The sequence below is a fragment of the Vibrio sp. 10N.247.310.24 genome (assembly GCF_041467175.1).
Taxonomy (GTDB): Bacteria; Pseudomonadota; Gammaproteobacteria; order Enterobacterales; family Vibrionaceae; genus Vibrio; species Vibrio tasmaniensis_A.
In genome coordinates this window covers 16,123-32,095 of sequence record NZ_JBFSUD010000033.1, presented here as the reverse complement: position 1 = coordinate 32,095, position 15,973 = coordinate 16,123, and the positions used below count along the sequence as shown (strand labels likewise).

The following is a 15,973-nucleotide window of genomic DNA, read 5'->3' as shown; positions in this document are numbered from 1 at the left end:
GGATTAATACAATGCTCGTAACCTGCCCGAAATGTGAAACTAAAACGCGTATCGCAACCTCTCGTGCTATCAGTTCTGAAACGAGAGAGCTGTATTGCCAGTGTTTAAACCTGAATTGCGGAAGTGTGTTTGTTGCTCATACGTCGTTCTCGCACTTCATTGAGCCGACAGGTCAGAAGCCAAGCTCAGAGTTACAACCGGAGCTCTGCAAAGGTGACATCAACCAAATCGATATATTCGGGCAGATGGAACAACCAAGCGCTTAAACCAGAAGCCTAGACTACGGATATTTAAAGCCAGATGAATCTCATCCCTAAGCAGCGCCTTGATGCGCTGCTAGAAATCCTACCTGAACGAGAGATGCCAGAGAAAACCAGAGAAGCTGCAAAGCTAGTGTTTGAATCTGGCTGGTCTTATGAATCAGCATCGCGTAAAACAGGCGTATCAAGTAAACGTGTTTCACTGGCCGCTCGTAAATTAACGGCTATGGATGCGTTATTACTTCAAGCCTATCGACTGTAAAAACCTGACGATCACCTTTTTCTAAAAAACGCACAAAAACGATCTCGGACGATCTCTAAATCCCCCATATAAAACAGCCCTCGATGTAGATACATCGGGGGCTGTGTTCCAATACAACTACCGAAATGAAATGCGATTCTAAGATCGCATAATTGCAGTGTGGAATTTTGGTGTGGAGGGGAGGGTGAGTCCGAACAGGGCCTGAGCGTCCAACTCCATCACTCATTTTATTCTCGCTGCCTAATTCTGATTTTATTCTGTAGTTGGTGGCTTTTTGATGTGGGAACGACAGTACGAGCACGCTAGATGGAATGGGCTTAAGCTCAATATCCTCTCGACCGCCTTTGATGGTGGTAAACGCTTGCAAGTGAGCGAAATCCCCTACGCAGAGCTACCACACATCAAAGTTATGGGAACAAAAGCCCGTACCTACACGATTGAAGCGGTGTTCGTTGGCTCTAGTTCTCTGGCCGATGCCAATACCCTCATTGAAAACCTAGAAGCAACACCAACAGGCGAGCTAGAACATCCTTGGTTGGGTGAACTGCCGCTTGTCTTTGAAGATGTATCGCAAAGCATCAGTACCAAGAAAGGCTTGGTCACGCTGAGCCTGAAGTTTGCTCGCGCGGGCTCTTCCCCTTCAATCACTGCACCGACTTCCGTTCGCACAAAAACACAGGCCAACATGGTCGAGAGCTTATCGAAGCGTTCTTTCGCAAAACAAGTTAAAGGCTTGGATGTATCGAACATTCACCGGGTTCAAAATGATGCCATCAGCGCCCTGAACGTGTTGGTCGACATCACCAACCGCTTAAAGCTTGAAGATGAAAGCCTTCAAGACATTAACCACGCCATTAATAAAGCATTCTCGGCAGTGAGTAGTCTCAGCACCAACCCAACTGAGTTCGCTGATCTGTTTTCTACGTCAGTGGATGCGGTAGCCGATGGTGTTCAAGCTGAGCCAAGCTCGGGCAATGAAGCGGTAGACAACTCGCGCAGTGCTCAAGCTTTACTACTAGGTGAAGTGAAACCGGACACGCCAACTCAGCACCATAATGTGCAGATGGTGACGGGCGCAGTGAAGATGAACAAAGACATCACACACCTAGAAAAAGGCGACCGCTTTGATATTACGAAGTCGGTTAAGCAGCCTGAAACCATTAAGAATGATCTGTCGACTTTGATTGTCGGTATCGATGAGCGCATCAAAGAAACTACTAAAGTGTCGACGCTTGAAAGCATTGAGTTGTTCGACGCGGTCACGACATTGAAAAGCAATGTGAAGGTTCAGCAAGATAAGGTGGTCAGCGGTACCGCACCCCATAGAACGGTGCAGTCACCACGCTTTCAACCTGCGCTGGCGATTGCGCACGATGAGTTCACTCAAGAAAAAGTCATCACCAAAATGAATGCACTGCAGCACCCGCTCTTCATTCGTGGTGACATTGCCGTAAGGGATGTCTCATGAACACGCTAACGATGCACATTGATGGCAAGCCACGCACCTTCTATCAAGCGAATCTCAACTACTCCATAGAACAGCTGGCCCACACGTTCAGTTGCTCAATTGAGCCTATGAGTATTGAAAGCCCATTGTCGGTTGAGTTCTTCCTTAACGACAAGCCGATTCTGACTGGTCAGATTGATGGTGTGGATTCAAACACCGATTCAAGCACTCACGCTGTTTCCATTTCAGGCCGTTCAAAGAGTGCCAACATGATTGATTCACGCATCACGATGGATGCGCTTTATAACTTGAACGTAGAAGAGCTGCTTCGCCATGTCGCCAAGCCATTTGGTTTGAAAGTGAAAAGCCTAGTGAAGAGTATGCCGGTCATCCCTGAGTTTCAGATAAATGCGGAATCACCTGTAGAGAACGTGGCGCAACTGATTCGAGAGCAAGGTTTTATGTTGGTTGAACGCAGTGGCGTGTTGACCATTGAAAACACCGCGCATGCAACTATCAGCAACATCGGCCTAGAAACGGGCAATAACATCGACAGCCTGAACATCAAGCGCACCTTCAATCAGCAATTTCACACCATTGATGTACAAGGCCAGTGGGATGACGCAAGCGCACAGGTCATCAATCCAAACGTCGAGAGCTCACGCACCATGGTGATCACCTGTGACCAATTACAAAACCGTGAAGCTTGCCTGTCTCGTGCTAAATATGAGCGCAACCTTGCCATTGCTCAAAGTCTGACAGCATCAAGCATGATTGCCGACATCTTCCCCGAATTGGCCATTGATGGTTTAAACCGCGTGATTCGAGTGGCAGACCAAGAGCAAAGCTTTAGTGAAATGTTGGTGATCAAGTCGCTTGGCCTATCAGTGTCTGAAAGCTCTACGGAAACTTCGATTGAGTTGTTTAGACCGTTTAAGGAGCAAAGCTATGTCTAGTGCTCTGCAGCAACAACAGCGATTAATGGCCAGAATCAAAAACGTGATTGGCACCGGTACTGTCACGGGTGCAACCACAGGCCGATTACAAATCAAAACCGCGACAGGCCGAACCAACGACAAGATAAAACGCGTGCACAACTACGGGTTTATGAGCCATCCATTACCAGGGGCGAAAACTTACAACCTGTTCATTGGTGGAACCACATCTCGCGGCATCACCGTGAACGTTGAAGACGAACGTCACCAAATAGAGTTGCAGCCTGGTGAAGTCGCGATACTTGATGACAAAGGCAACCTTGTTCATTTCACGCAACAAGGCATCAAGATAAACGCCTGCGCAAAGTTAGAAGTCATATCGGCACAAGAGACCACAGTGAACGCAACGGCCGTGAACGTTACTGCACCTAAGTCCAAGTTTTCTGGTGATGTAGAAATCGGCGGTAATCTGAAAGTAACAAAGAACGTTGATGTCACCGGTTCTGTGGGTGGTTCATCCGGTACGTTCGGCGGAGTGAAAGTCGAGAAACACGACCACGACTACAAAGACGACGGGACAAACAGAACAACCAAGGGGCCAAATAAAGGATGAGTCATTTCAATTTAACCGCCCTGACAGCACAACTCAGCTCTAAAGAAGGATTAACCCATGCTGTGCTTCAGAGTGTTTACAACTATGCCGAATCGACTCAAAACGATCGCGCCCGTATGGCAAGCAATGAGCGTGGCGGCACTTGGAGCAATGAGTTGATAAACGTGGTCGGCTCTCGTGACTGGACACTCAAGCGAGCAAAGCTCACCGACGAAACATTAAGCCTTGCTAAACGGTTTTGTGAAGAGTCACTCGCTTGGCTCATTACCGACGGCCACGCCAAAGCAGTTGAAGTTTCAGTATGGCGAGAGAAGCCAACCCAAATGGGTCGCAATGTGATGATCACCCTAACCGATGGCTCTCAGTTCGATGTTCCACTTTCAAAGGTTAACCAATGAGTACACAACGAAGCCTAGATGATTTGATAGCTCGCGCAGAAGCCAATCTGGTGTCTGCGACAGGGCAAAACAACCCAGCAACCAAAGGGATAGCCGCTGCCATTGCGGGTGTCAGCTATGGGCAATATGGTTATCAAGATTTGCTGTTCAGGCAGCTGCATCCAGAGACTTGCTCTGAAGAGTGGTTATACCTACACGCCAATCGCCATAAAGCCCCTCGACTACTGCCAACATTCGCAACAGGCCGAGTGCAGTTCACTGAGCTTGGCGGAACAGTGGTGATCAAAAAAGGCACCCGCTTAACGCATGCCAATCACGAGTATGAAACAACCAAAGAACAATACAGCAATGCTCCGGTCGAAGTCATCGCGCTTAAATCGGGTATTGATAGCAACTTACCTGCAGGCGCAATACTGACGCTAAGCAAAGGGCTCAGCGGAATTGATCCAAACCGTGTGGTTTCACAAGGGGTGACAGGTGGCGCGAACATTGAAGAACTCAAGCATTGGCGTTCAAGAGTGATCGTAGCGTTTGAGAAGAACGAGCTCATTGGTAAATCAGAAGATTACCAAGCCTGGGCCGTGTCTGCTCACTCCGATGTGGACTTTGCTTGGGCGCTCGACAACACCCCACAACGAGGCATGGTGGAAGTGTATATCGGTGCACGAGAAAACAACCCGACCTTAAGTGCTGCAGTAGTCAAATTAGTTCAAGACACCTTTGAGCGTAACCGACTGGCAGGTTGTCATCCAATCGCGCATTTACCAAAGCAAGTGCCACTCAACATCGAGATACAAGGCATTCAAGACCAAGCCATACGTAATGATGTGGTCACTGCACTGGAGAATCTCGTGAAAGGGAAAATGGGCAAAATTGACCCGATAACCCAAAAGCCGGAATCCATCACCAACACTGAGATTGTATTAACCACTTCAACCGTAACTAACAACTTCATTGTTCGTACACCTGTTGGTGAGGTCGCCATTGATAAAAACCAGATACATGTACTAGGAGGCGTAACGTGGACACCGCCGACTTAATTATTAACTACAGTGCCGGTGATTTTGAAAACGCCTACCGTGGGCTATTACCCAAAGGCGAATATTGGCAAGACACGGAGAACGTCGAGCTGGCCAACACCATCAAAGGCATGGCCAAAGACTTCAAGCAAACCCATGACGATATTGAACTGTCGCTATTAACCGAGTTTGAAGAGCAGCAGTTTGGTTGGAAGATTTCAGACTATCAACGGCTCTTGATGATCATGGGCTCTAAAGGTGTGGTATTTGATGAAAGAGCGAATCCAAACCTCATCAAGATAAACCTGTACAGCTACAACAATGACGCGGCCTTTAAAGCGTTAGAAGAAAAGCGACTGCCGCACACCGAGTTTCATTGGATTTATCCGTTTGATGCAAAGACACAATTTGAACTGGCTACGGCCTTAACCATGAAGCCAGAGTTTAGCTCTCAGCTTGAATTAGAAGCTGAAGCCCCCTTTCTGTGCTGCACCGCCATCACATGGCAACTTGAAATAGGAGACACCGTATGAGCACACTGCAAGCTATTCCGACTCAGCACGGAATAGACATTTTAAACGGTGAGCTGAAAAATACTGTAACCAAGTATCGGCTCCTTGGTGCGTTAACCCATGACGCACCAAGTGAATCACTGTATTCATTCTATGAAAACACCATTGAAACCAGTTACTACGATGACAATGGCGTACTAACCTTCATCTTGAATCTGCCTATTGAGCAGCACTTTGATGAGTACCTACACCAAGTCCATGTGCTTGATAGCAATAACCAGGCAGTGATCGAATGCTCGACACCAAAAGTGGCACTCGCCAAAGGTATCGGCGGTATGGTGACATTGAAAGCGTCGATATCTGGTGAAGCTGGAGATGTTATCTTTAAGCACGGAGAGTTTGTGACTGAAACTGAGTTAAATGAATTGCACTTAGCGCCTATTCAATCTGATTTAACTCAGCTCAAAAATGTTTTAACTCAAGAGGTATTCGCAGTTGGGTTTATTGATAATGCAGCATACCAAGTGTTTCACCCTATACCAGGTGCAGTCTTAACCGTTCCGGAAACGGGGAAGTATCTTCTTAATGCAGCAACACGTTGCTGGGAGAAATTAAGAACAGGCGACTTTGCATTTTGGTCAATGGCTGTGTTTGTTAATGGCCAACAACGTTCCGAGCTAAAAGCTTTCGGTGTGAACATTCTTCAAGCATATTCAAATAAAGATACAACCGCATCACTCAGTCATCCTGTTGAATTAAACAAAGATGATGTTCTTCAGATTCATGTCTTTATTTTTGGAGCCAATGGCTCACTGTCATTTTTTTATGGTGATAACGACAACGGTGGAGCCTGCATGTCATTAATTAAATTGGGGGCGTCATGAAGATAATTTTTGAATATGATTACCCTGTTGCCTTTGGAACCCATGGTATAGACACCGACATTCCATTTGAACACGCACGTAAAGTGGGCGGGGAAATCGTTGATGTGAGTATGGATACCACGTTTTTCATTGATAGTGGTGGTAGGAAGCATGTGCTCAATATAGATAACTATCAACAGTTGGATTGTCATATTAACGATGAATTGATTTTAGATAACGGCATTTGGCGAATAGAAACTGCGAGTGATGTGTATCAAATCAAACGAACCGATATAGCGCAGCAGCGGCAGTTAGAGTACACACAAAGAGTACGTCCATATCTTGAAGAAGCTGAAATCAAAAAGCACATGGGAGATCAATCTGAATATAATCGACTCATGGACTTAGCGGTTGAAGAAAGAGAAAAAGTTCAAACACAAAACCCGTGGCCAACACCGCCTACCAGCTAATCCCAACCCTATTAAACCCAGCCATTGTGCTGGGTTTTCTATTTCTTGCCTTCTGAACTTCTATATCTCCGCACTAGAAATGCCATAAGTCCCCTTTAAAACTCAACTAGATACACTGTTTATGGGGGAACTAATTAACTAGCCATAAGAGAGAAATCAATGAATGAATCAGAGGCAAAGGCACTAGTCGTATCACTACTAGATGTCACTGGCCTAAAGAAAATCTTAGCTTCCATTAGTGCAACCCTAATCAGTTTTGGTGTAAATGACGTACTCCAAGTGTTGTCTGTTGCGGTCGGTATTGGCGCGGGCATCATGGCGATTCGTCACTACGCGATTGCAACCAAACTCAGCCAAGCGCAGTTAGACAAATTGAACTCACAAAAAGAGGGTTCAGCATGAGCCTAAAAACCAAAGCAATACAGGCGGTGGTGTGTTCTGTGGCTTCCGTTCTTGCCATTGTCTTTACTATTGATTCAAAGCTAATAATCAGTGAGAACGGCCTTAGCCATGTAGCGAATGAAGAAGGCTGTAGGCTGAAGCCCTACCAATGCAGTGCTGATGTTTGGACTGCAGGGTTAGGTCATACGCAGGGCGTAACGGAAAACACAAAACTCACATTGCAGAAAGCCGCTGAGCTATTCGTTAAAGATGTTGCTGCCGCTGAGCGTGTCGTCAATAAACACATCACCCAAACACCAAGCCAAGGTGAATACGACATGATGGTGAGTTTTGTCTTTAACCTTGGTGCAGGTAACTTCACACGCTCCACCTTATTGAAGAAGTTTAACCAAGGTGATCATCAAGGCGCTTGTAACGAATACCCAAGGTGGGTGTTTGTGAATGGTAAAGACTGCCGACTCAAGCAAAGTAACTGTGCCGGTATTCCTAAACGACGAGCAACAGAACAACACGTCTGTTTGAATGGGTGGTGATCATGTTGACCCAATATCTAACTCTATTTAAAGCCATTGCGTTTGCTTCCGTTCTTAGCGGTGTCGCTTATTACTCTTATGACTACGGCGTAATAACTACCGAAGCCAAAGCACTAAAAGCGCAAAACGTACTCTGGGGAAAAGTAGAGCAGAAACAAGATGAGGCTTTTCAACTAGCCGTAAAACTCGCTAACCAAAAGCCAGATATTCGTATTGAATTTCGAGAGATTGAAAAAGAGGTGATCAAGTATGCTCAAAAGAACAATGATAAGCAGTGCGTTGTTAATGATCCTGACTGGATGCACATCCGTGCCCAATCAGTGCGAGCGCATAATAGAACAATCGGTATTCAGCAACCCTCCACCCTCCCTGATGGTGCCGCCAAAACCGCTACAGGTTACGAGCGAGACGCCGAAGTCTTAGCGGAAGATGTAGCGAACCTGCAAACCTGTGCTGAAAATGCTCAGAAGCTCTTATCGCTACAAACTTGGATAAGAGCACAACTGCAACACTCACTGCAGTAAAGACGAATCTGTCTATACTCGATACTAAGCCACATCCAAACGTTTATATTCTTTAGGGGTAATAACCTGTTGCCCCACAAAATCATTCAATTCTTGCATCATATCAATCAACGGCAGCAGCTCGTTCTTGTGGAACAGCCAATCTACCTTGTTCAAATCCAGTGACGTAATACTCTCGCGTCGAATGCTCATCAACTCGATTGGCACACGGTGAACCGAAAGCACCTCGTTCATGGTCTGGTTCTTCACATCGCGGTAAGAGTCTTTGGCTTCCACCTGACCAATTGGCTTGAGCTCAGGTGCTTTGGTGTCTTTACCTTTTGCATTCACAAACAGGTTTTTAAACGCCATGCCTTCTTGAGCTTGCAGCTGCTTCTTGATTGCCTTTTCTTGCTTCTCAGTCATCGAAGGCTCGTTCATATACAGTAAGTAACCTGCATGGTTACCGTTACGGTAATACTGACGACGAAACAAGGTAGCATCATCGTTCAGCCAAATAGACGTCAAAGAGCTAATGTGACTCGGCAAGCCATACAGTTCTTGAGCAACGTCATAATCACCCAAATAGAACACTTGGTTATGTTTGTAGTCGATACGGCCATCATCATCGTAAGCTCTTGGCTTATACGTCCATCCCAAGTCTTCACGCCTACGCATGTAAAGTGTCGGTAAGTGCTTGAGCTTAACGACTTCGCCTAAACCTCTATAATCCCGAATCACCTGCAGGTGAGCACCACCAAAAGTGAGGTAGTCTTGAATAAAGCGCTTTGCATCTTGGCGTGAAAGTAATCCACTCAACGCAATGGCATGCATTAACGTATTACGCTTAAACTCAATCGCACTCGAATGCATCGGGTTGGTGCGCAGTGCTTTGGCTAGCGTATCTAAGGCGATCGGTGGTTCGTATAAACCATCAACCAACGCCACTTCTAAATAACTGACAATGTCGCTGTTCATCACGCTCACGGGTTTAGAAAATTCAATCTCTATCACTTGGTCTCTCCAAAAATTAGGCTAGAAGAACTCGACAGTGGTGTCGGTGTCGTTATTAATATCAATCGGCTCCCAACGCAGAACGTGCATAGACGCCCAGGCTAAATCCGCATGAGAGCCAATTTTGCTGCGGTTGGAAGTAAAGGTAATTTGGTTACTTACTTTGGTGGTTTGCTGGCGAATCATTAAGAACGAGTGAACGAGATCATCCCACTCCGCTTCAAACTGTAAGCGGCCACTGTTAATAATTTCTCGTGATTTGTACGCCATCAAACGTTTCACTTCGGGTGAGTAATCCAACTCAACCAAAGCGGGATAAAACTTGCGAACAAGCTCAGCAACCGCAGAGCCTACGCCACTGGTATCCATCGCCATGTACACCACATTGTATTTATCGGTAATGCTGCGAATCGTGTCAGCCTGTTGCTCATAACTAGAGCCTTTAAGGCGCACTCGCTCAATCAGTCGGAACACGCCACCTTTGCGTTTCGGCTTCAACGCCACCACAAGGCCAGCATCATCCGAGCTTTCACCCGTTCCGCCGCCTCTTGGGTCATAACCGACCAAAACCTCAGCGTTACCCACAGGCCTTACTTTCTCGTGGTCGACATCTTTCCACAGTGATGTATCGGCCTTACAGGCCAGTAATGCTTTCAATGAGAAGAATGAAGCGCTGTCATCCAAAAACTTACAACGCAGCAGGTTGTCGAAAATCTCTTTAACCGGATACTTACGCTTAAGCTTATCCATGTTGAAGAAGGTCGCGCCCTTCTTAACCGCATCATCAACCGTGATCATTTGACGGAAGATAAAATCAACACCTAAAGCGCCGGCTTTAAGTGCCTTGTGGCTGATATCAATGCCGTGCTCTTTCTTGCCTTGCCATTTCGGGTAGGCTTCATGGGCCATGGTGGAAGGGGTTGAAATGTAAGTGGTGCGGAACTGCGCCTGAATCGACATACCGCCTGCATAATCATCCAACTCAGCAAAGCGAGGGATCCAAAACACTTCATCCCAATACATGTGGCCGTTAAAACCTTGAGAGGTCGCCACGTTGGTCGACATAAAACCAAGTTTTGCGCCGTTGCTTAACTCGATATCGTCCTTACCTTTAAGGTCAATACCACCAATCTCAATCGCGAACTGTCGAATGTAGTTTTTGAAAATATAAGACTGCTTTTTCGACGCAGAGATAAACACCTGGTTGTCGCCAGTCAGCACCGCATCTTCAAACGCTTCAAAGGCAAAATAGAACGTAAGACCAATCTGGCGCGACTTAAGATAAAAGCGCACTTCATTGATCTCATCGTTTTGTTTATGGCCGTGAATTTCCTTTTGGTATTCGAAAAAGGTTTTCTCGCGATACTCGTCCAACATCTCTTTGGTGATATGGGAAACATCGTTCTTCACCTTATTCGACTTACGCCCACGCTTTTGCTCGCCATCACTTCGGCCAGCTGGTCGGTTGCGTCTTTGCTCTGCTTCATCACGTTTGAATTGCTGTTCGAGCAACATTTTGAGCTCACGCTCTTGGCTCTCAAGCTTTTGGTCAACCCACATCAAGTAAGCAATGCGCTGTCTCATCATTAATTCGATGGGCGCGTCATCCCTCAGCGTTTTCCAATCAAACTGAGTTATCCATTTTTGAACCGTGCGAGTGGCCACACCAACCGCTTCTGCAATTTCTGCAGGCTTACGTTGGCGTAAAAACAGTCCCAAAGCTTTCGTTTGGTCGGCGGTATATAGCGGTTCGCTAACAACATTATTTTCCATGTTTGCATAGTGCTACAGCGCCTGTGATTACTCAGCTTGAACGATTTCTATATCAAGCGTTTAGAACTAGGACAAATACAAAAAGGCGGAGGCATTGGGTAAATTGGAATCATCGAATTTAGGAGAGTTTAGGCATGTTCCAATCAGAGCTAATTTGTATTTTACAGGCAGGAGCAACCATTGATGGTCGAGTCATTGAGCAAAAAATCATTGATGAGATTGCAGAAACTTACAACCCAGAAGTCTATACAGCTCGAATCAATGCAGACCATTATCCGTGGAGCAACAAGTATGGCTCAGTCCTATCTGTAGAAAAGAAAGATGACAAGCTATTCGCAGTACTGAAACCAAACTCAATGCTTTTACGTATGGCCGAGCAAGGCCAGCTTTTACATACCTCATGTGAGTTCTATGAAAAGTTTGCAGACACAGGGAAAGCCTACCTGACCGGATTGGCCCTGACTGATGAACCTGCATCGTTAGGGACGACACAGATTCAATTGTCGGCTAACAGCAAAGATAAAGCGTGTGTCCCAACGAGCTTTCAAATCACCTTGGAACAACTCTCTCAAAGCACCGAGGAAGAAGAAGCCTCGATGTTCAATAAATTTAAACGCTGGCTTAAGGGCGAAAGTGAACTTGAGCAGCTCTCACAACAACAGGAAGACGACGACATGAGTAAAGAACTTGAAGAGCTACTCAAGCAAAGCATTGAGCAAGGCAAAGAGAATCAGCAACAACTAAGCCAGTTAAGTGAGCAAGTTGAAAAGCTCAACACCAATGGTCAGCCGCAAGAACCTGAAGTCGAAGAAGGTGCTGAAGTGACTGAGCTGAAAGGTCAAGTCGAGACTCTTTCGTCACAGGTAGAAAGCCTAACAGGTCAAATCGAAAAGCTCAGCAAGCTAACCGATGAAGAGCAGCGCCAGTTAGCAGGCGAAGGTGATGACGACAATACTTATTTATAAGTGTTGATACGTTCTCAATCCATAACGTTTTAGATTAGGTAATAGACATGCAACAGCATACAAAAACAAAACTCAGTGCTTACGTGAAAGCGGTAGCCGCTCAAAACGATGTTGATGATGCAACAGAGAAATTCAACGTGAGCCCTAATGGTACTCAGCGCATTATCGCGGCTATCCGTGAAAGCAACTGGTTCCTAGAAAAAATCAACATCATTTCGGTGAAAAACCAAAAAGGTGAATCCATTGGCCTTGGTGTGACAGGCATGATTGCCAGCCGTACCGATACTTCTGGTGCAGGCAAACGCACACCTAAAGATCACTCAAGTATGGGGGCTATGCCTTACATGTGTGAGCAAGTGAACTTTGATACTGCACTACGTTACGCAAAAGTAGATGCATGGGCGCATCATAAAAACTTCAACACCTTGCTAAGTAAAGCGACTCGCGAACAGATTGATGCGAACAAAATCACTATCGGTTGGTATGGCGAAAGCGTTGCTGATAACACCAATGCAAGCGCGAACCCGAACGGTGAAGACGTAAACAAAGGTTGGTTCCAAGCCATGCGTGACCACAACGCAGCGCGACTTATCAAACAAGGTAAGAACGTGGGTGAAGTGCGTATTGGCCAAGGTGGTGACTTCATCAACCTAGACCTAGCGGTACTTGAAACGAAAAATCTATTGCATGACGCATGTGAAAACGATTCAAACCTTGTAGCCATTATCGGTTCTGATCTGCTTGCTTACGACAAAGCCAAGTTCTACGAAGCACACGGCAACACGCCAAGCGAGAAAGGCAAAATCCAAGAGCTGCAAGTCATCGGTACTTATGGCGGTTTGCCTGCTGTGAAAGTACCAGGCTTCCCTTCTACGGGCATCATGGTCACCAGTTACGACAACCTGTCCATCTACATTCAAGAAGGTTCTATTCGCCGCTCTACAGGTAAGAAGAACGATGAAAAAGACCAGATTGAAAACTTTGAGTCGATGAACATGGCTTACGTGATTGAAGAGCTAGGCAAAGCCGCTGCGATCGAGTTCAAAAACGTGAAACTTTGGATTAACGATGCCTGGCATTAAGCCAAGCACTAAAAACTAACACCCCCTCAATGCAGGCTCTATTGCTATTTCAGGTGCGCTTTGGTGCTAACTGTTATTCGCGATTGTCGGCCTGCATTCCCTAACCCAACAAGGATAAATCATGGAATTTGTCGGCAACAAAAACAAACCGTATCAATCTCAGTTGCCAGAAACGGGCAAATACCCAGTACTGAACATTTCAGAGTTTCAGTCTCTGTACCATTTCCAAAGCAATGAGACAGAGGCAGGCATTCTGCATCACGCGAAGGTGTCACGCATCAAAGTGCATTCTGAGCTTAAAGACACCTTAGTGCCTTTTGCTAGTTTGACAGCATTATCCCAAAAGCGCTTCGATGATGATGACTCTGCCGAAACACTTTACAAGCAGGCCGTGTTCGCACTAACCGCCGCGCAACTGATTAGCGTGCAAATGAGTGGTGACGCCACCGCCGAAGCCGCTGACAGACAAGAAGCGCTCACCAGTAAGAAAGAAGAGTGCGAAGTGCAGTACCGCCAAGCGATTGACCTACTAATTCACGCAGAAGAAACCTACTGCTTCGAGAGAGTGTAATGAAAGCACTGCAAAGCTTAACGGACTTATTCAAAAGCCATGTGACAGACGCGGCCAAAATGGATGTATGGGCAGAGGATGGCGCCTTATTTTGTGGGCAAGGTGCTTTTGTCGATGGATTTGAAATTGAATACACCGCCATCGTTTTCTTGCAAAGCGCCAAGTTAGAGCCGCAAGTTTTGTTTATGCATTTAGTCAGCTGGCTTAATAAGTTCGACCCAGAGCGAGCAGAAAAAGGCTTACCCATGCCGACGTTCGCGCTAGAGCCTCTCGATAAAGGCGCGTTTGATCTCAAGCTGAAAATTGATATTCGCGAAGAGTTCGACCTTCAAGAAAGCGAACAAGGCAATTGGAAGCAAGGCGATACCCGTTATGAATGTGTCAGTGGATTCGAAGCACGAGCCGATGAAGACCAACTCGGTGAATTGGTCCACTTTGTCGGCCACTTAGATGATTTACCATGAGTGAATTAACACTCACGACGCCTGAACAACTGACTCAAGTTGTGGAAAGTTTAGTGCTTACGGCCAGTGATAAGTTTGAGCTGAATAAACGAATGGCCAACCGAGCACGGCAGTTCTTTCGTCAGCAAATTCGCGCTCAACGAGATATAGACAATAACCCGTACCAAGGCCGAACGCGGCGAAAGACAACCCAACTATGGGATGGCACTCAAGCACAGAACACCGTTAACAATAAAAACATGCTGCTCGGTTTTGGTAAGGCATTAAGAACTCACGTAACAGAAGATAGCTTTGAGATTGGCCTAAAAGGCGTCGCGGGTCGCATCGGCCAAGAGCACAACCAAGGCTCTCAAGTGTCATTCACGACTCGCGTTAATGGCCACTACAACAGCAAAACAGGTCAATGGACAGGCGGCGTGAGAACCAAGCGCAATTATCAAATGCCCAAACGAACCTTCATTGGTTGGACACCTGCTCTAGAGCGAGAGCTACTCGCCATGGCAGCGGAACACTTTGCACTAGAGGATGCAGCGTAATGGATAAACAAGTAGATAAACCCAAAGTACCCACCTTCAAGGTTAAGCCCGCCACTAAAGGCTTAATCGTGAAAGACCCAATTACCCGAGAGCCATTGAAAGCAGCAGGTGAAGAAAAGCCTCGCAACGCTTACTGGCTACGTCGACTCGCTGAAGAAAGTGTCGTGGATATCGACAAAACAGCCAAGCCCACAGCCAAGAAGGAAACTAAATAATGAGTATTGGTTTTGCTGAAGTACCAAGCACCGCTCGCGTTCCCGGTGTCTACATTGAAATTGATAATAGCCTGGCCAACAGCGCAGAAGACTTGCAAGTCGTCTTGGCGATCTGTAATGCGGTAAGCGGTGCAACGGTCGCGGCTAATAAAGTCACGCTGTGTATGGATGAAACCATTGCGGCCACTTCGTTTGGCGCGAGTAGCGACATCGTGGAAATGGTCACCTACTTCCGTAAGCAAGATAAAACCATGCCAATTTACGCGATCAGCGTGGGTAGCGGTGATATCGCAAGTGCATTGGCCACGCTAGGTGACACGCAATACCACCACATCATGTGCTCATTAAATGACGATACTACCATTCGCGAGTTGGGTACCTTTCTTGAAAACCGTTATACAGCATTAGAACAAGTGCCAGGTATTGCGTATCTACCGAAGAAAGGCACGCACGCCGAGCTAGTTACCTTTTCAGCAAAGAGCAACTGCCCGTTAATCAACTTCCTGCCAATCAACAACTTTGGTGACTCTAAAGACCAAACGTTGTCAGATGCAGCAGCGGTTGGTGCGTGGGTAGGTCAAATCGCCCCGTCATTGGCCATCGACCCTTGCAGGCCGCTACAAACACTCAAGTTAAACGGTGTTTACTCACTGGCAACGCAAGAGTGGGATTGGGCTGAGCGCAACCTATTTTTGTATGAAGGCTTGAGTACCTACACGGTGAACTCAGCGAATGAAGTGTTAATTGAACGTGCAGTGACGGCTTACACCGAAAACGCAGCTGGCGTAACAGACAACAGTTACCTCGATGTCATGACACCGGCAACCGCCATGTACTTCCGCCAGAAACAGCGCTCATTGATCTTAAGTGTCTACCCTCGCCATAAAGTTGCGAAAGACGGTACCAAGTTCGCCAAAGGTCAGCCGATTGTTACGCCGACCATGTTTAAAGCCAAGCTGTTGACCTTGTATCGAGATCTGGAATACCAAGGCATCGTGCAAGATTTCGATGGCTACAAAAAGTCGCTCATTGTCGAGCTTGATAAAACCAACAAGCAGCGCGTCAACTACCAAGATTCACCGCAGTTCGTGAACGGTTTGATTATCGTTGCAGGCAAAATTCAATTTAGGAAGTAA

22 protein-coding genes are annotated in these 15,973 nt (G+C 46.5%); 20 read left to right on the top strand and 2 right to left on the bottom strand.

Annotation, left to right across the window (positions count from 1 at the left end; all coding sequences use genetic code 11):
- The first annotated feature begins 11 nt into the window (after positions 1–11).
- The 13 genes from AB6E08_RS12185 to AB6E08_RS12125 all read left to right on the top strand — a co-directional run bounded on the left by AB6E08_RS12185 (position 12) and on the right by AB6E08_RS12125 (position 8,238).
- Entirely contained in the window at positions 12–266 is a 255-nt protein-coding gene (locus tag AB6E08_RS12185) for an ogr/Delta-like zinc finger family protein (protein ID WP_065679533.1), read from the top strand.
- A gap of 34 nt (positions 267–300) precedes the next feature.
- Complete coding sequence (locus tag AB6E08_RS12180) at positions 301–522, top strand: hypothetical protein (RefSeq protein ID WP_372065503.1); 222 nt, start codon at positions 301–303, stop codon at positions 520–522.
- A 277-nt stretch (positions 523–799) separates the two neighbouring features.
- Positions 800–1,990: a DNA circularization N-terminal domain-containing protein gene (locus AB6E08_RS12175; protein ID WP_372065506.1), complete on the top strand. Its 1,191-nt coding sequence runs from the start codon at positions 800–802 to the stop codon at positions 1,988–1,990.
- Positions 1,987–2,925, top strand: a complete 939-nt coding sequence (locus AB6E08_RS12170) for a phage tail protein (RefSeq protein ID WP_372065508.1) — start codon at positions 1,987–1,989, stop codon at positions 2,923–2,925. The genes AB6E08_RS12175 and AB6E08_RS12170 overlap by 4 nt, the downstream gene beginning before the upstream one ends.
- A complete protein-coding gene (locus AB6E08_RS12165; RefSeq protein ID WP_372065511.1) occupies positions 2,918–3,517 on the top strand; it encodes a phage baseplate assembly protein V in 600 nt (199 codons plus the stop codon). Before AB6E08_RS12170 ends, AB6E08_RS12165 begins: the two co-directional genes overlap by 8 nt.
- Positions 3,514–3,915, top strand: coding sequence for a phage GP46 family protein (locus AB6E08_RS12160; protein ID WP_372065514.1), 402 nt, complete (start codon positions 3,514–3,516; stop codon positions 3,913–3,915). Before AB6E08_RS12165 ends, AB6E08_RS12160 begins: the two co-directional genes overlap by 4 nt.
- Positions 3,912–4,955 carry a baseplate J/gp47 family protein gene (locus tag AB6E08_RS12155; protein ID WP_372065517.1) on the top strand — a complete coding sequence of 348 codons (1,044 nt, stop codon included), beginning with the start codon at positions 3,912–3,914 and terminating at the stop codon, positions 4,953–4,955. The genes AB6E08_RS12160 and AB6E08_RS12155 overlap by 4 nt, the downstream gene beginning before the upstream one ends.
- On the top strand, positions 4,937–5,467 hold the full coding sequence (locus tag AB6E08_RS12150; protein WP_372065520.1) for a hypothetical protein: 531 nt from the start codon (positions 4,937–4,939) through the stop codon (positions 5,465–5,467). Before AB6E08_RS12155 ends, AB6E08_RS12150 begins: the two co-directional genes overlap by 19 nt.
- Positions 5,464–6,330, top strand: a complete 867-nt coding sequence (locus AB6E08_RS12145; protein ID WP_372065523.1) for a hypothetical protein — start codon at positions 5,464–5,466, stop codon at positions 6,328–6,330. The genes AB6E08_RS12150 and AB6E08_RS12145 overlap by 4 nt, the downstream gene beginning before the upstream one ends.
- On the top strand, positions 6,327–6,779 hold the full coding sequence (locus AB6E08_RS12140; protein WP_372065526.1) for a hypothetical protein: 453 nt from the start codon (positions 6,327–6,329) through the stop codon (positions 6,777–6,779). Before AB6E08_RS12145 ends, AB6E08_RS12140 begins: the two co-directional genes overlap by 4 nt.
- 159 nt (positions 6,780–6,938) lie before the next feature.
- Positions 6,939–7,181, top strand: a complete 243-nt coding sequence (locus AB6E08_RS12135; protein WP_065679523.1) for a hypothetical protein — start codon at positions 6,939–6,941, stop codon at positions 7,179–7,181.
- Positions 7,178–7,714, top strand: a complete 537-nt coding sequence (locus tag AB6E08_RS12130) for a lysozyme (protein ID WP_102258104.1) — start codon at positions 7,178–7,180, stop codon at positions 7,712–7,714. The genes AB6E08_RS12135 and AB6E08_RS12130 overlap by 4 nt, the downstream gene beginning before the upstream one ends.
- Positions 7,715–7,716: 2 nt before the next feature.
- Positions 7,717–8,238 (top strand): hypothetical protein, encoded by a 522-nt coding sequence (locus AB6E08_RS12125; protein WP_372065529.1) that lies wholly within the window; start codon positions 7,717–7,719, stop codon positions 8,236–8,238.
- 24 nt (positions 8,239–8,262) lie between these two features.
- Here the strand turns inward: AB6E08_RS12125 and AB6E08_RS12120 are convergent, their stop codons facing one another.
- Both AB6E08_RS12120 and AB6E08_RS12115 read right to left on the bottom strand, forming a co-directional pair.
- A complete protein-coding gene (locus AB6E08_RS12120) occupies positions 8,263–9,231 on the bottom strand; it encodes a phage portal protein (protein ID WP_372065532.1) in 969 nt (322 codons plus the stop codon).
- A 21-nt stretch (positions 9,232–9,252) separates the two neighbouring features.
- A complete protein-coding gene (locus AB6E08_RS12115; protein WP_372065535.1) occupies positions 9,253–11,004 on the bottom strand; it encodes a terminase large subunit domain-containing protein in 1,752 nt (583 codons plus the stop codon).
- A gap of 134 nt (positions 11,005–11,138) precedes the next feature.
- Here AB6E08_RS12115 and AB6E08_RS12110 point away from each other — a divergent pair, with 134 nt between their 5' ends.
- From AB6E08_RS12110 to AB6E08_RS12080, 7 genes are all read left to right on the top strand, one after another.
- Positions 11,139–11,969: a GPO family capsid scaffolding protein gene (locus AB6E08_RS12110; protein ID WP_372065538.1), complete on the top strand. Its 831-nt coding sequence runs from the start codon at positions 11,139–11,141 to the stop codon at positions 11,967–11,969.
- A gap of 47 nt (positions 11,970–12,016) precedes the next feature.
- The gene (locus AB6E08_RS12105; protein WP_372065541.1) at positions 12,017–13,051 is read left to right on the top strand and encodes a phage major capsid protein, P2 family; all 1,035 of its coding nucleotides are present in this window, start codon (positions 12,017–12,019) and stop codon (positions 13,049–13,051) included.
- A gap of 121 nt (positions 13,052–13,172) precedes the next feature.
- The gene (locus AB6E08_RS12100; RefSeq protein WP_372065544.1) at positions 13,173–13,622 is read left to right on the top strand and encodes a head completion/stabilization protein; all 450 of its coding nucleotides are present in this window, start codon (positions 13,173–13,175) and stop codon (positions 13,620–13,622) included.
- Positions 13,622–14,086 carry a phage tail protein gene (locus AB6E08_RS12095; protein ID WP_372065547.1) on the top strand — a complete coding sequence of 155 codons (465 nt, stop codon included), beginning with the start codon at positions 13,622–13,624 and terminating at the stop codon, positions 14,084–14,086. Before AB6E08_RS12100 ends, AB6E08_RS12095 begins: the two co-directional genes overlap by 1 nt.
- Positions 14,083–14,622, top strand: coding sequence for a phage virion morphogenesis protein (locus AB6E08_RS12090; RefSeq protein WP_372065550.1), 540 nt, complete (start codon positions 14,083–14,085; stop codon positions 14,620–14,622). The genes AB6E08_RS12095 and AB6E08_RS12090 overlap by 4 nt, the downstream gene beginning before the upstream one ends.
- The gene (locus AB6E08_RS12085; RefSeq protein ID WP_372065553.1) at positions 14,622–14,837 is read left to right on the top strand and encodes a DUF2635 domain-containing protein; all 216 of its coding nucleotides are present in this window, start codon (positions 14,622–14,624) and stop codon (positions 14,835–14,837) included. Before AB6E08_RS12090 ends, AB6E08_RS12085 begins: the two co-directional genes overlap by 1 nt.
- Complete coding sequence (locus AB6E08_RS12080; RefSeq protein WP_372065556.1) at positions 14,837–15,973, top strand: phage tail sheath subtilisin-like domain-containing protein; 1,137 nt, start codon at positions 14,837–14,839, stop codon at positions 15,971–15,973. Before AB6E08_RS12085 ends, AB6E08_RS12080 begins: the two co-directional genes overlap by 1 nt.

What these genes read in the sequence shown, in the direction of transcription:
- AB6E08_RS12185 (WP_065679533.1), top strand. Translation starts at nt 12, where the DNA reads ATGCTCGTAACCTGCCCGAAATGTGAAACTAAAACGCGTATCGCAACC.
- AB6E08_RS12180 (WP_372065503.1), top strand. Translation starts at nt 301, where the DNA reads ATGAATCTCATCCCTAAGCAGCGCCTTGATGCGCTGCTAGAAATCCTA.
- AB6E08_RS12175 (WP_372065506.1), top strand. Translation starts at nt 800, where the DNA reads ATGTGGGAACGACAGTACGAGCACGCTAGATGGAATGGGCTTAAGCTC.
- AB6E08_RS12170 (WP_372065508.1), top strand. Translation starts at nt 1,987, where the DNA reads ATGAACACGCTAACGATGCACATTGATGGCAAGCCACGCACCTTCTAT.
- AB6E08_RS12165 (WP_372065511.1), top strand. Translation starts at nt 2,918, where the DNA reads ATGTCTAGTGCTCTGCAGCAACAACAGCGATTAATGGCCAGAATCAAA.
- AB6E08_RS12160 (WP_372065514.1), top strand. Translation starts at nt 3,514, where the DNA reads ATGAGTCATTTCAATTTAACCGCCCTGACAGCACAACTCAGCTCTAAA.
- AB6E08_RS12155 (WP_372065517.1), top strand. Translation starts at nt 3,912, where the DNA reads ATGAGTACACAACGAAGCCTAGATGATTTGATAGCTCGCGCAGAAGCC.
- AB6E08_RS12145 (WP_372065523.1), top strand. Translation starts at nt 5,464, where the DNA reads ATGAGCACACTGCAAGCTATTCCGACTCAGCACGGAATAGACATTTTA.
- AB6E08_RS12140 (WP_372065526.1), top strand. Translation starts at nt 6,327, where the DNA reads ATGAAGATAATTTTTGAATATGATTACCCTGTTGCCTTTGGAACCCAT.
- AB6E08_RS12135 (WP_065679523.1), top strand. Translation starts at nt 6,939, where the DNA reads ATGAATGAATCAGAGGCAAAGGCACTAGTCGTATCACTACTAGATGTC.
- AB6E08_RS12130 (WP_102258104.1), top strand. Translation starts at nt 7,178, where the DNA reads ATGAGCCTAAAAACCAAAGCAATACAGGCGGTGGTGTGTTCTGTGGCT.
- AB6E08_RS12125 (WP_372065529.1), top strand. Translation starts at nt 7,717, where the DNA reads ATGTTGACCCAATATCTAACTCTATTTAAAGCCATTGCGTTTGCTTCC.
- AB6E08_RS12115 (WP_372065535.1), bottom strand. Translation starts at nt 11,004, where the DNA reads ATGGAAAATAATGTTGTTAGCGAACCGCTATATACCGCCGACCAAACG.
- AB6E08_RS12110 (WP_372065538.1), top strand. Translation starts at nt 11,139, where the DNA reads ATGTTCCAATCAGAGCTAATTTGTATTTTACAGGCAGGAGCAACCATT.
- AB6E08_RS12105 (WP_372065541.1), top strand. Translation starts at nt 12,017, where the DNA reads ATGCAACAGCATACAAAAACAAAACTCAGTGCTTACGTGAAAGCGGTA.
- AB6E08_RS12100 (WP_372065544.1), top strand. Translation starts at nt 13,173, where the DNA reads ATGGAATTTGTCGGCAACAAAAACAAACCGTATCAATCTCAGTTGCCA.
- AB6E08_RS12095 (WP_372065547.1), top strand. Translation starts at nt 13,622, where the DNA reads ATGAAAGCACTGCAAAGCTTAACGGACTTATTCAAAAGCCATGTGACA.
- AB6E08_RS12090 (WP_372065550.1), top strand. Translation starts at nt 14,083, where the DNA reads ATGAGTGAATTAACACTCACGACGCCTGAACAACTGACTCAAGTTGTG.
- AB6E08_RS12085 (WP_372065553.1), top strand. Translation starts at nt 14,622, where the DNA reads ATGGATAAACAAGTAGATAAACCCAAAGTACCCACCTTCAAGGTTAAG.
- AB6E08_RS12080 (WP_372065556.1), top strand. Translation starts at nt 14,837, where the DNA reads ATGAGTATTGGTTTTGCTGAAGTACCAAGCACCGCTCGCGTTCCCGGT.